Genomic DNA, 12,164 nt, shown 5'->3' on the forward strand with positions numbered 1-12,164 from the left:
CCCCCGTGTTGATCAAGAAGTTTGCGTCAGGAACGCGGGTGCGGATGACGGAAACCTCTTGATCAACGGCCGGGTCGGGTCCGGGTGGGGTTTGGCCGGGGTTGGGTTTTTTCCGGCAAAACCGCACGGTGGGGGGCGAACTGGCGTCTGATCGCTGCTAGGCGCCACCGCTGCCACGGGCGTCGGCCATGTCGATCGGGAGCGCAGGTGCTGGTACTGCTCATCCTCCATCTCGTGGCGGCCCTCGCCGCGCCCCTGCTCGTCCGCTGGTGGGGTCCGCGCGCGTGCTACCCGCTGGCGCTCGCGCCGGCCGCCGCGTTCTGCTGGGCGGTGGCCCGCACCCCGGCCGTCGGCGGCGGCGGGGCGGTGGTCGAGACGTACCCGTGGATCCGGCAGTTGGGCCTCGACATCGCGTTCCGACTCACCACGCTGTCCTGGCTGATGACGTTGCTGATCGGCGGCGTCGGCGCGCTGGTGCTGGTTTACAGCGCCCGCTACTTCAGTGCCGGTTCCATCGGGCTGGCACAGTTCGCCGCCGTCCTGGTCGCCTTCGCCGGCGCGATGCTCGTCCTGGTCTTCGCCGACGACCTGCTGCTGCTCTACGTCGGCTGGGAGCTGACCACGATCTTCTCGTACCTGCTGATCGGGCACAGCACCGAACGACGGTCCAGCCGTTGGGCGGCGGCGCAGGCGTTGACCGTCACCACGCTGGGCGGGCTCGCCATGCTGGTCGGCTTCATCATGCTGGGCGAGCACGCCGGCAGCTACCGCTGGTCGGAGATCAGCGCACAGCCGCTGCCCGGCGGCGGGTACCTGGTGGGTGCCGTGCTGCTGATCCTGATCGGGGCCCTGTCCAAATCGGCGGTGTTCCCGTTCAGTTCGTGGCTGCCGGTCGCGATGGCGGCGCCCACGCCGGTCAGCGCCTACCTGCACGCCGCCGCCATGGTCAAGGCCGGTGTCTACCTGGTCGGGCTGCTCGCGCCGGTGCTCGCCACGGTCGGCCCGTGGCGGCCGCTGGTGCAGGTCGCCGGCGTGGCGACGATGCTGCTCGGCGGTTGGGCAGCGCTGCGCCAGACCGACCTCAAGCTGCTGCTGGCGTACGGGACGGTCAGCCAGCTCGGCATGTTGGTCGCGGTGACCGGCTCGGGCACCCCGGACGCCGCGCTGGCCGGCACCGCGATGCTGCTGGCACACGCCCTGTTCAAGGCGGCGCTGTTCCTGGTCGTCGGCATCATCGACCACAGTGCCGGCACCCGTGACCTGCGCGAGTTGTCCGGGCTGCGGCACTGGTCCCGGCCGCTGTTCGTGGTGGCCGTGCTGGCCGCGGCGTCGATGGCCGGGGTGCCGCCGCTGGTCGGGTTCGTGGCCAAGGAGGCGGTGTTCGGGGCTTTCACCGACCAACCGGTGCTCCTCACCGACCTGGTCGTCGGGACGGTGCTCACCGTCGCGTACAGCGCCCGTTTCCTCTGGGGCGCGTTCGCCGACCGGCCGGGCGTGGCACCGGTCCCGCCGGGGCCGATCGCCGCGCCGCTGCTGATTCCGCCCGCGGTGCTGGCCGGTGTCGGTCTGCTCGCCGGCCCGGCCGCGAGCGTCCTGGACGACGTGCTGCGGCCGTACGCCGATCTGCTCGGCGGGGTCGACGCGCACCTGGCGCTCTGGGCGGGACCGACCCCGGCGCTCGGCCTGTCCGTGCTGGCGCTCGTCGGCGGCGGCCTGCTCTTCGCCGTGCGCGGGCCGCTCGCCCCGGTGCTGGCCCGACTGCGGTCACCGGTGGGAGGAAACCAGGGGTACGAGTGGCTGGTGGGCCGGTTCGACCGGCTGGCCATCGATGTGACCAGCAAGACCCAGCGCGGCTCCCTGCCGCAGTATCTGGGCGTCATCCTGGTCACCCTGGTGCTGGTGCCCGGTGCGGCGATGCTCTCCGCCGGTCCCTGGCGGGCGCGGCTGCCGCTCTGGGACAGCCTGCTGCAACCGGTGGTCGTGTTGGTGATCACGGTGGCGGCGGTGTTCGCGGTAGGTGCCCGCCGCCGGCTGACCGCGATGTTGCTGGTGGGCATGACCGGCTACGGCACGGCGATGCTGTTCGTGCTGCACGGAGCACCCGACCTGGCGCTCACCCAGTTTCTGGTGGAGACCTCGACGATCGCGGTCTTCGTGCTGGTGCTGCGTCGCCTGCCGGAGCGGTTCTCGGCCCGCCCGATGCGTCGTACCCGCCTGGTCCGTCGGGTGATCGGAGTGGCCGCGGGCGTGGTGGCGGCCGGGTTGGCCCTCACCGCCGTCGGCGCCCGGCAGGTCCCGAACATCTCCGCCGCCTTCCCGGATCTGGCGGTGGCGCAGGGGTACGGCCGCAACGTGGTCAACGTGACCCTTGTCGACATCCGGGCCTGGGACACGATGGGCGAGCTGGCGGTGCTGGTGGTGGCCGCGACCGGGGTGGCCAGCCTGATCTTCGAGCGTTCCCGCACCGGGCCGCGGCCGCGCCGGCCCGAGTCGGACCAGCGGGTGAGTGGGCGCGGTCGGCCGGTGTGGCTGCGCGGCGGTCCCACCCTCTACGAGGAGCGCCGCTCGATCGTGTTGGAGGTGGTCATCCGGCTGATCTTCCACACCGTGGTGCTGTTCTCACTGTTCCTGCTCTTCTCCGGGCACAACGCGCCGGGCGGCGGGTTCGCCGGTGGGTTGGTGGCGGGTCTCGCCCTGGTGGTCCGCTATCTGGCCGGCGGCCGGTACGAGCTGACCGAGGCCGCCCCGATCGGTGCCGGCCCGATCCTCGGCGCCGGGCTGGTCATGTCGGTGGGCAGCGGCGTGGTGGCGCTGCTGGTCGGTGGGTCGGTGCTGGAGAGCGCGAAGGTCGACCAGCAGCTGCCACTGATCGGCGACACCCACCTGGTCACGTCGCTCTTCTTCGACATCGGCGTGTACCTGGTCGTGATCGGGTTGGTGTTGGACATCCTGCGCAGCCTCGGCGCCGAGGTGGACCGGCACATCGAGGCCACCGGAACGGCGACCGGCGGCCTGGCCGTCGACAAGGGAGACCGGGCGTGAGCGTGAGGAGTGAGCCGGGTTTGCGAGCCCCGCAGTCGCGAACAGAGACAACGCCGTGACGCGGAGCGGTGCGGGGCCGACGTTGGTGCTGGTGCTGGCTGTCGCGGTGCTGGTGGGGTGCGGGGTGATCCTGCTGTTGGAGCGCAGCCTGACCCGGATTCTGCTGGGGGTGATCCTGCTCGGCAACGGGGTGAACCTGTTGATCCTGTTGGGCGGGCGGCCGGGTGGGGCGCCGATCATCGGCAGCGGGCCGGTGGAGCGGATGAGTGACCCGCTGCCGCAGGCGATGGTGTTGACCGCCATCGTGATCACCTTCGGGTTCACCGCGTTCCTGCTCGCGGTGGCGTACCGCAGTTGGTATCTCTCCGGTGACGACGAGGTCCCCGACGACCTGGAGGACCGGCAGATCATCCGCCGGGCCGGGCGGAACGAGGCGAGCGCTGTCGACTTCGGTGGGGAGGGCCCGAACGGTGACCCGGAACAGGTCGATCCCGAGCCGGCCCGCCGGCGGTTACGCCGCGGGGATGATTCGCGATGAGCAGGTTGCTGCCGCTGCCGGTGGTGGTGCCGCTGCTCGGTGCGGCGCTGAGCCTGCTGCTGGCCGGGAGGCCCCGACTCCAGCGCACGATCAGCGTGCTGTGTCTGAGTGGCACCCTCACGGTGGCGGTGTTGCTGCTGGTGCAGGCGTACCGGTACGGGCCGGTGGTGGTGGCGGTCGGGGCCTGGCCGGCGCCGGTCGGCATCGTCCTGGTGGCCGATCAACTCGCGGCGCTGATGCTGGTGGTGTCCTCGGCGGTGACCCTCTGCGTGCTGTTGTACTCGATCGGTCAGGGTCGCAGCGACACGAGTGAGAGCTCCCCGGTGTCGATCTTCCACCCGACGTACCTGGTGCTGACCGCGGGCGTCACGAACGCGTTCCTGGCCGGTGACCTGTTCAACCTCTTCGTCGGGTTCGAGATCCTGCTGGCCGCCAGCTTCGTGCTGATCACCCTGGGTGGCACCGAGACCCGGATCCGGACCGGGTCGACGTACGTGGTGGTCAGCATCCTCTCCTCGATGATCTTCCTGACCTCGGTGGGTCTGGTGTACGCGGCCACCGGCACGCTCAACCTCGCGCAGCTCGCCCAACGCCTCGACGACCTGCCCGGCGGCGTCCGACTGACCCTGGAGCTGATGTTGCTGCTGGGGTTCGCGATCAAGGCGGCGGTCTTCCCCCTGTCGGCCTGGCTGCCGGACAGTTACCCCACCGCGCCGGCCCCGGTCACGGCCGTCTTCGCGGGTCTGCTCACCAAGGTGGGTGTCTACGCGATCATCCGCACCGAGACGTTGCTGTTTCCCGGTGGGCGCGCCGACGTGCTGCTCATGGTCGTCGCCGGCTTGACCATGGTGATCGGCATCCTCGGTGCGGTGGCCCAGTCCGATCTGAAGCGACTCTTCTCCTTCACCCTGGTCAGTCACATCGGCTACATGATCTTCGGGGTGGCGTTGAGCACCGCCGCCGGGCTCTCCGGGGCGATCTTCTACGTGGTGCACCACATCACCATCCAGACCACGCTGTTCCTCGTCGCCGGGCTGGTGGAGGAGCGCGCCGGCAGCACCGACCTGCGCCGCATCGGCGGGCTGGCCCGGGTGGCGCCGCTGCTCGGTGTGCTCTTCTTCGTCCCGGCCATGAATCTCGCCGGAGTGCCACCGTTCTCCGGTTTCCTCGGCAAGCTCGGCCTGCTCCAGGCCGGGGTGGCGGCCGGCGGGCCGCTGCCCGGGGTGCTGGTCGCGGCCGGCACGCTGACCAGCCTGCTCACCCTGTACGTGGCGTCGCGGGTGTGGAACATCGCCTTCTGGCGTGCGCCCCGGCTGGCCACCAGCGAGCCCGTCGTCCGGCTGCCGAGGCTGATGGTGGGCGCCACCGTGGTCCTGGTCGCGCTCGGGCTGGCGTTGACAGTCCTGGCCGGTCCGCTGTTCGACGTCACCGCCGACGCTGCCGCGGACCTGCGCCTGCGTACCCCGTACGTCCGCGCCGTGCTGCCCGGCGGCGTGCCGTGACCGGCCCCACTGAGCCGGCCCCCGACCGGCCCGCCGTGGTGGGGCGCGGCCGGCTCGGGCGCTGGCGGGACCAGGCGGTGGCGCTCGGCTGGCTGGTGGTGGTCTGGAGTCTGCTCTGGGGCGACATCACCTGGGCCAACCTGGTCGGTGGTCTGCTGGTGGGCGGGGCCGTGCTGGTGTTCTTCCCGTTGCCGGCGGTCAGCTTCGGCGGCCGGTTGCGACCACGGGCGCTGCTGGTGTTCGCGGGTCGGTTCGCGGTCGAGTTGGTCAGCGCGAGCCTGCACATCGCCCGGATCGCCGTGCAGCCCGGCTACCGGCCGCGCGGGGCGATCATCGCGGTCCGGTTGCGGGTGCCCACCGACCTGATTCTGGCGCTCACCGCCGAGGCGGTCTCGTTGGTGCCGGGCACGCTGATCCTTGAGGTGGACCGGGACGCCGGAACGCTCTACCTGCACGTCCTGGACACCCACGGCCCGGCGGACCTGGACGTGGCCCGGGACCGCACGCTCGTCGTCGAGCAGCGGATCGTCCGGGCGGTGGGCTCCACCGCCGAAGTGCGCCGCGTCGAGACCACGTCACCGCAGAAGGGAACCCGTCCGTGACCACATTGCTGGCCGTCGTCCTCACCGTGCTGCTGTCGATCACCGCGCTCCTCGCGCTGGCCCGCCTCTACCGGGGCCCGTCGCTGGTGGACCGGGTGATCGCCGCGGACATGCTGCTCGCCACGATGGTCGGCGCGGTGGGCGCCGAGGCGGCGGTGAACCGGCATGCCACCACCCTGCCCGTGCTGGTGGTGCTCTCCCTGCTCGGCTTCGTGGGCTCGGTGTCGCTGGTCCGCTTCGCCGTCCGGGAGCAGCAGCAGTGATCGCCACCATCGCGGACTGGCTCGGCGCCGGGTCCCTGGTGGCCGGTGCGCTGCTCAGCCTGGCCGCCGGGGTCGGCGTGCTGCGCTTTCCGGACGCGCTGTCCCGGATGCACGCCGCCACCAAACCGCAGGTGCTCGGGGTGCTCCTGCTGCTGCTGGGCATCGCGTTGCGGCTGCGGACCCCAACGGACCTGGGCATGATCCTGCTGGTGGCGGTCTTCCAGTTGTCGACCGCGCCAGTCGCGGCGCAGATGATCGGGCGGGCCGCGTACCGGTCGGGGCGGCTCGACCGGGGCCTGCTCGACGCCGATGAGCTGGCCGAACGCGGCCCAGGCAGTGGATCGGCGGGGCCGGCGTGACGACCGGCGGCGCCCGCGCAACCGGACGATCCGCTCCTTCGGCCCACCCCCAGCGGAGTCCCAGCCAGCGCCGATAAAATGGAGGCATGATCGACTCTTCTGCCCAGGAGGGCAGCAGTAGCCAGCCGGGTCGTGCCCGGCATATCCCCGTACCGACGACCCCGGGAGCCCTGAGCGACCCGTGTTGATCGTCGTTGGTCTCCTTCTGATCATCATTCTCACTGCCGCCACCGGCTACTTCGTGGCGCAGGAGTTCGGCTACGTCGCCGTGGACCGGGGCAAGCTGCGCCAGCTCGCCGATGACGGCGATCAGGCCGCCGCCCGGGCCCTCAACGTCACCAGCCGGCTCTCCTTCATGCTCTCCGGCGCCCAACTCGGCATCACCGTCACCGCGCTGCTGGTCGGCTACGTCGCCGAGCCGTACCTGGGCGGTGGTCTCGCCGACCTGCTCGGCGTGGCCGGCGTCAGCGAGGCGGTCAGCCTGCCGCTGTCGGTGGCGTTGGCCCTGGTCATCGCCACCATCGTGCAGATGGTCCTCGGTGAGTTGGCACCGAAGAACCTGGCGATCGCCCGGGCCGAGCAACTGGCCCGGGCGCTGAGCCGATCCACCCTGATCTACCTGGCCGTCTTCGGGCCGCTGATCCGGCTCTTCGACCGGGCATCGGTCCGGCTGCTGCGCCGCTTCGGTATCGAGCCGATCGAGGAACTGCCCAGCGGTGCCACCCCGGCCGACCTGGAACAGATCATCGCCGAGTCCCGCGAGGAGGGCAGCCTCGACGCCGAGATGTCCACGCTGCTCGACCGAGGTCTGGACTTCCGTGAACTGACCGCCGGCGAGGCCATGGTGCCCCGCGTCGACGTGCACATCGTACGGGCGCACGAACCGGTGAGCCGCGTCGTCGAGCTGCTGGACACCGGTCACTCCCGGTTCCCGGTACGCGGTGCGGAGGGCGTCGACGACCTGCTCGGCATCGTCGGCATCGCCGACGTGCTCGGCGTACCCCCGCAGGAGCGGGCCACCACCCCGGTGAGCGCGGTGGCCGGGCCGCCGCTGCTGGTACCGGAGACGTTGCCCCTGCCCACGGTGCTCGACCGGCTGCGGTCCGGGCACCGGCAGATGGCGTGCGTGGTCGACGAGTACGGCGGCTTCGCCGGCGTCATCACGCTGGAGGACATCGCCGAGGAACTGGTCGGCCCGATCCGCGACGAGGACGACCCACCGGAGCGGGCACCGGCCCGGCAGGACGACGGGTCCTGGGTGGTGCCGGCCCGCTGGCGGATCGACGAGGTCGCCGACAGCACCGGCATCGCCCTGCCCGAGGCCCCGGAGTACGACACCCTGTCCGGGTTGGTGATGCGGGAGCTGGGCCGGGTACCGGAGGTCGGTGACCGGCTGGAGATCAGCCTGCAACCCGAGGGAGCGGACGGCGAGGAGCACGAGGCGGAGCCTCGGGCGCTGGTCGAGGTGCTGGCCGTGGACCGCCACGTGGCCGACTCGGTGCGGTTGCAGCTGACCAAACCGGGGGTGACCGCATGAGCCCCGGAATCGCACTGTTCAGCTCGGTGATCCTGCTGGCGTTGAACGGGTTCTTCGTGGCCGCCGAGTTCGCTCTGGTGGCCAGCAAGCGCTACCGCCTGGAGCAGGCGGCGGCGAACGGTGGTCGGGCGGCCCGGGCGGCGCTCGACGGTGTCCGCGAGTTGTCGCTGATGCTGGCCGGCGCGCAGCTGGGCATCACGCTGTGCACCCTGGGTCTCGGTGCGCTGGCCGAGCCGGCGATCGAGCACCTGCTCAGCCCTCTGCTGCACGCGGTGGGCCTACCGGACGCGGCCAGTCACCTGATCGCCCTGGTGTTCGCCCTCGGGGTGGTGACCTTCCTGCACCTGGTGGTGGGGGAGATGGCCCCGAAGTCGTGGGCGATCACCGACGCGGAGCGTTCGGCGACGCTGCTCGCGCTGCCGTTCCGCGCCTTCGCCCGGGTCTCCCGACCGGTGCTCTCCGCGCTGAACGCCCTGGCCAACGCGATCCTGCGGCTGGTCGGCGTCAACCAGCAGGACCAACTCGCCCAGGTGCACGGCCCGGACGAGCTGCGGATCCTGCTGGAGCAGTCCCGTGAGCACGGGCTGCTCGGTGCCGAGCAGCACCAGCTGCTGACCAGCATGCTGGAGTTGCAGGGCACGTCGGTGGCGCAGGTGATGGAACCGTTCGCCACCATGGTCACCGTCCGTCGGGACGACCCGGCCGGGCGGATCGAACAGGTCAGCCGGGACAGCGGCCGATCCCGGCTCGCGGTGCTCGACGAGGCGGGCGACGTGTGCGGTCTCGTGCACGTTCGGGAGGCGGTACGGGTGGTCACCACCGGCCGGGCCGCCACCGCCGGGGAGCTGATGACGCCCGCGTTCACCCTGCCCGCGACGTCTTCGGTCACCGAGGCGGTGGCGGCGATGCGGGCCCGGCAGTCGCAGCTCGCGTTGGTGCGCAACGGCGGCGGCCCGGCCCGGCCGATCGGCTTCGTCGCCCTGGAGGACCTCCTGGAGGAGGTCATCGGGGAGTTCGACGACGAGACCGACACGGTGCCACGCGGGCGGCGGCTGAGGTGAATCGGATGGGTGGTCACTTTCCGCCGAAGTTGGGGTGACCGCGCGCCGGGTCCGGGAGAGTTGAGGTTGACCTCACGGGGGTGAGGTCGTTGAGCCTGACCTGGCGGAGGGCGCGGTGCGGCTGACGGGAGTGTCCCCGGAGTCCGGTCGGACCGGCCTGTCCGTGCAGACCACGCTCCCCAACCCGAGCACCCGCCCGGGCCTGCGCCTGCCCGGGCGGGTGACCCTCGCGGCCGGCCCGGACGATGTGCTGGTGCGGCACATCCGGCTCGGCCTGGTCACCACGGTCGAGCCGGATGACCCGGCCGGGGCCCGACGTCTCGTGCAGTTCCACCACCTGCCGATCGCCGGCCGGTTCGTGGTGCCGGCGGGTCGGCGGCGGGCGGTCGACTTCGCGTTTCCGCTGCCGTGGGAGACCCCGGTGACCATCTTCGGCGGGGTGCCGTTGCTGAGCCTGCGGATGGGTCTGCGGACCGAGGTGTCGCTCGACCCCGACCTTGACCAGGGGGCCATGGTGCCGGTTTTCGTGCACCCGATCCCCACCCAGCAGCACGTGTTGGCGGCGCTGGACACGCTGGGCTTCATGATCCGCCAGTCCGGATTGCAGGAGGGCGGGCTGCCGGGGGTGGAGCACACCCTGCCGTTGCACCAGCGCTGGGGCTACTGGGTGGGGCCGCTCTACGCCGGCCCGATCACCGAGCTGGAGGTGATCTTCGTGACCAACTCGGCGGGCCTGGAGGCGATCCTCTGGATGGATCGCCGGTTGGCGCTGGCCGGCATCACGCACCAGAGCATCAGCCGGTTCCGGGTCTGGCACCAGGACGCCGCCCGGCGGGACTGGGTCGCCACCGTGGACGGCTGGATCCGCCAGGCGATCAACCGACATGCCGCGGCGGCCGCGCACGCCGACTGGTCCGCGCAGATCGCCGGGTCCGCCCACGTCAGCCGCCACCCCGACCAGCCGATCCGACCCGGCTACGGCCTGGGTGGCACCGCCGGCGGCGCCGGGGTGGGCGGCGGTGGCTCCGGCGGCGACGGCACCTGACCCGCTAGCCGGCGCTGGCGGTGGCCAGCTTGAGGCTGAAGGCCAGGAAGAGGGCGGCCACGGCGGTGGTGCCGCTGGCTGCCAGTCGGCGACGTTGGCTGAACTGGGCGGCCAGGAAGGTGCCCGCGAAGATCAACGCGGTCAGGTAGAGCGCGCTGGTCACCTGCGCGATCAACCCGAGCAGCAGGAACGACAGCGCCGGCCAGGCGTAGCCGGGGTCGACGAACTGGATGAAGAACGAGATGAAGAACAGGATCGCCTTCGGGTTCAGCAGGCTGATCACCAGCGCCTTGCGGAACGGGCTGCGCATCGCCGCCGGCTCCGCGGCGTCGATGAGCCGCGGCGTGCCCGGGTCGTTGCGGTCGCGCCAGCGCCGCGCGGCCCCGATCAGCATGGTCACCCCGACATAACCGAGGTACGCAGCACCGGCGTACTTGACCACCAGGAACAGCGGTGGGTACGCCTTGAGCAGCGACGCCACCCCGGCGGCGGAGAGGAACATCAGCACCCCGTCGCCGACGAACACGCCACCGGCGGCCCGGTAGCCGACCGCGACGCCCCGTTTGGCCGCGGTGGAGAGCACGAAGAGCGAGTTCGGCCCGGGCAGCAGGATGATGGCCACGGTGCCCAGCACGTACGTCCAGATGTCGGTGATCCCCAGCACGCCCGCCATCATCACGCCACCGGTGCCGTCCGCAGAAGTCTTTCTTGCAGCCTGACCTGTGCCTTCGGCCACTCGTCGATGGTCATCGCGTACTGCACGGTGTCCCGCCAGGAGCCGTCCGGGCGTTGCCGGTGCATCCGCAGCACCCCTTCCCGGGTGGCGCCGAGCCGTTCGATGGCCGCCTGGGAGCGAACGTTGCGGATGTCGGTGTGCCAGGCGACCCGTACCGCGCCGAGTTCGTCGAAGGCCCGGCGGAGCAGCAGCAGCTTCGCCTCGGTGTTGATTCCGGTACGCCACCACTGCCGGCCGAGGAAGGTGTGCCCGATCGCCACCGCCCGCCGCTGCGGGTCGATGTCGTAGTAGGAGGTGCTGCCCACCACCGCGCCGGTCGCCGCGCACCGCTGCACCCAGGCGACCCGCTCGCCCCGGTGTTGGGCGGCCAGCGCGGTGCCGATCACCTCGGCGGTGTCGGCGGGGGTGGTGGGCGGCGCGACGCTGAGGTGCCGCCACACCTCGTCGTCGGCGGTGGCGGTGTGCAGATCGTCGGTGTGCGCCAACTCCAGCGGCTCCAGCCGAACGTGCTCGCCGTGCAGCGACACCGGGTCGTGCCAGGGCGTGCGGGGCGTCCGCAGGTACGCGGGCAGCGGCGCGGTGACGCCGGCGTCCGGCTCGGGTGCACCGGCGGTCAGTCGCAGCGGCAGCACGCCGGCCCAGTGCGGCAGGTGCAGGTCGGCCTCGTCCTCGCGGACCCCGCCGGTGCGGGCCCGGACGGACACCTCACGCAGCGGCAGCGCCAGTACGGCGGTCTCGGCCAACTCGCGTCGGCTGGGCGGACGGGTGGCCGTGCTGCGTCCCGCGCCGACCTTCTCGACCAGCGCGGTGAGCATGGCGAGCTTCTCCCGCTCGTCGGTGACCAGTCGGGCGGTGCCGTGCGCGACGACCGAGCGGTAGTTGGCGCTGTGGTGGAACTGGGAGCGGGCGTAGACCAGCCCGTCGAGCACTGTCACCGCGACGCAGACCGGCAGCCCGTCGTCGCCCCGGGCGGCGAGCAGCGGTCGACTGCCGGTGGAGCCGTGCAGGTAGAGGGTGTCGCCGATGCGGACGTGCAGGGTGGGCAGCACCCGGGGCTGGCCGTCGACGGTGAAGCTGAGCGCGCAGTCATACGCCTCGTCGAGCACGGCGTGGGCGGTGGCCTTGTCGTAGCTCATCTTGTCGCGGGAACGGTGGGGTGTGGTCCGGGCGGTGGGTGGATACATGCGCGCGCCCCTTTGTTCTACTACAATCTCTTATTTGTGTCAGCACACTATCAGCTCACCGGTACGACAGCCGTCGAGATTTCGGCCAGCATCGAGTCGGGCATCCGCGCCGGCGCCCTGTCACCGGGGGCCGCACTGCCACCGGTGCGAGCGCTCGCCGCGGAGTTGGGGGTCAGCCCCGCCACCGTCGCCCGCGCCTACCAGGAACTACGCCAGCGCGGCCTGCTCGCCACCGCCGGTCGACACGGCACCAGGGTGCGCCCCCGCCCGCCGGTGGCCGCCCGCCGCTCCGCGC

The 12,164-nt window shown here is 71.7% G+C and carries 12 protein-coding genes; 10 read left to right on the forward strand and 2 right to left on the reverse strand.

Annotation, left to right across the window (positions count from 1 at the left end):
• The first annotated feature begins 207 nt into the window (after nucleotides 1-207).
• From DLJ59_RS10900 to DLJ59_RS10940, 9 genes are all read left to right on the forward strand, one after another.
• The gene (locus DLJ59_RS10900) at nucleotides 208-3,042 is read left to right on the forward strand and encodes a Na+/H+ antiporter subunit A (protein ID WP_124772389.1); all 2,835 of its coding nucleotides are present in this window, start codon (nucleotides 208-210) and stop codon (nucleotides 3,040-3,042) included.
• Nucleotides 3,043-3,097: 55 nt separating this feature from the next.
• Nucleotides 3,098-3,580, forward strand: coding sequence for a Na(+)/H(+) antiporter subunit C (locus tag DLJ59_RS10905; RefSeq protein WP_124772390.1), 483 nt, complete (start codon nucleotides 3,098-3,100; stop codon nucleotides 3,578-3,580).
• Nucleotides 3,577-5,082, forward strand: coding sequence for a Na+/H+ antiporter subunit D (locus tag DLJ59_RS10910; protein WP_124772391.1), 1,506 nt, complete (start codon nucleotides 3,577-3,579; stop codon nucleotides 5,080-5,082). Before DLJ59_RS10905 ends, DLJ59_RS10910 begins: the two co-directional genes overlap by 4 nt.
• Nucleotides 5,079-5,684 (forward strand): Na+/H+ antiporter subunit E, encoded by a 606-nt coding sequence (locus DLJ59_RS10915; RefSeq protein ID WP_124772392.1) that lies wholly within the window; start codon nucleotides 5,079-5,081, stop codon nucleotides 5,682-5,684. The genes DLJ59_RS10910 and DLJ59_RS10915 overlap by 4 nt, the downstream gene beginning before the upstream one ends.
• Complete coding sequence (locus DLJ59_RS10920) at nucleotides 5,681-5,947, forward strand: MrpF/PhaF family protein (RefSeq protein WP_124772393.1); 267 nt, start codon at nucleotides 5,681-5,683, stop codon at nucleotides 5,945-5,947. The genes DLJ59_RS10915 and DLJ59_RS10920 overlap by 4 nt, the downstream gene beginning before the upstream one ends.
• Nucleotides 5,947-6,306, forward strand: coding sequence for a monovalent cation/H(+) antiporter subunit G (gene mnhG / locus DLJ59_RS10925; protein ID WP_124772400.1), 360 nt, complete (start codon nucleotides 5,947-5,949; stop codon nucleotides 6,304-6,306). Before DLJ59_RS10920 ends, mnhG begins: the two co-directional genes overlap by 1 nt.
• 181 nt (nucleotides 6,307-6,487) lie before the next feature.
• Nucleotides 6,488-7,843 carry a hemolysin family protein gene (locus DLJ59_RS10930; protein WP_124772394.1) on the forward strand — a complete coding sequence of 452 codons (1,356 nt, stop codon included), beginning with the start codon at nucleotides 6,488-6,490 and terminating at the stop codon, nucleotides 7,841-7,843.
• Nucleotides 7,840-8,904 (forward strand): hemolysin family protein, encoded by a 1,065-nt coding sequence (locus tag DLJ59_RS10935; protein WP_124772395.1) that lies wholly within the window; start codon nucleotides 7,840-7,842, stop codon nucleotides 8,902-8,904. Before DLJ59_RS10930 ends, DLJ59_RS10935 begins: the two co-directional genes overlap by 4 nt.
• Before the next feature lie 115 nt (nucleotides 8,905-9,019).
• Nucleotides 9,020-9,949: a sporulation protein gene (locus DLJ59_RS10940; protein ID WP_124772396.1), complete on the forward strand. Its 930-nt coding sequence runs from the start codon at nucleotides 9,020-9,022 to the stop codon at nucleotides 9,947-9,949.
• A gap of 4 nt (nucleotides 9,950-9,953) precedes the next feature.
• Here DLJ59_RS10940 and leuE read toward each other — a convergent pair whose 3' ends face one another.
• Together leuE and DLJ59_RS10950 are read right to left on the reverse strand one after the other, a co-directional pair.
• The gene (gene leuE / locus DLJ59_RS10945; RefSeq protein ID WP_124772397.1) at nucleotides 9,954-10,625 is read right to left on the reverse strand and encodes a leucine efflux protein LeuE; all 672 of its coding nucleotides are present in this window, start codon (nucleotides 10,623-10,625) and stop codon (nucleotides 9,954-9,956) included.
• Entirely contained in the window at nucleotides 10,625-11,869 is a 1,245-nt protein-coding gene (locus DLJ59_RS10950) for a bifunctional pyridoxamine 5'-phosphate oxidase family protein/GNAT family N-acetyltransferase (RefSeq protein ID WP_124772398.1), read from the reverse strand. The genes leuE and DLJ59_RS10950 overlap by 1 nt, the downstream gene beginning before the upstream one ends.
• A gap of 36 nt (nucleotides 11,870-11,905) precedes the next feature.
• On the opposite strand from DLJ59_RS10950, the gene DLJ59_RS10955 reads away from it, so the two are divergent.
• On the forward strand, nucleotides 11,906-12,164 hold a 259-nt coding region (locus tag DLJ59_RS10955; RefSeq protein ID WP_124772399.1), incomplete at its 3' end, for a GntR family transcriptional regulator.

Origin of the sequence: Micromonospora inaquosa (genome assembly GCF_003857055.1) — a bacterium.
GTDB classification, from domain to species: Bacteria; Actinomycetota; Actinomycetes; order Mycobacteriales; family Micromonosporaceae; genus Micromonospora; species Micromonospora inaquosa.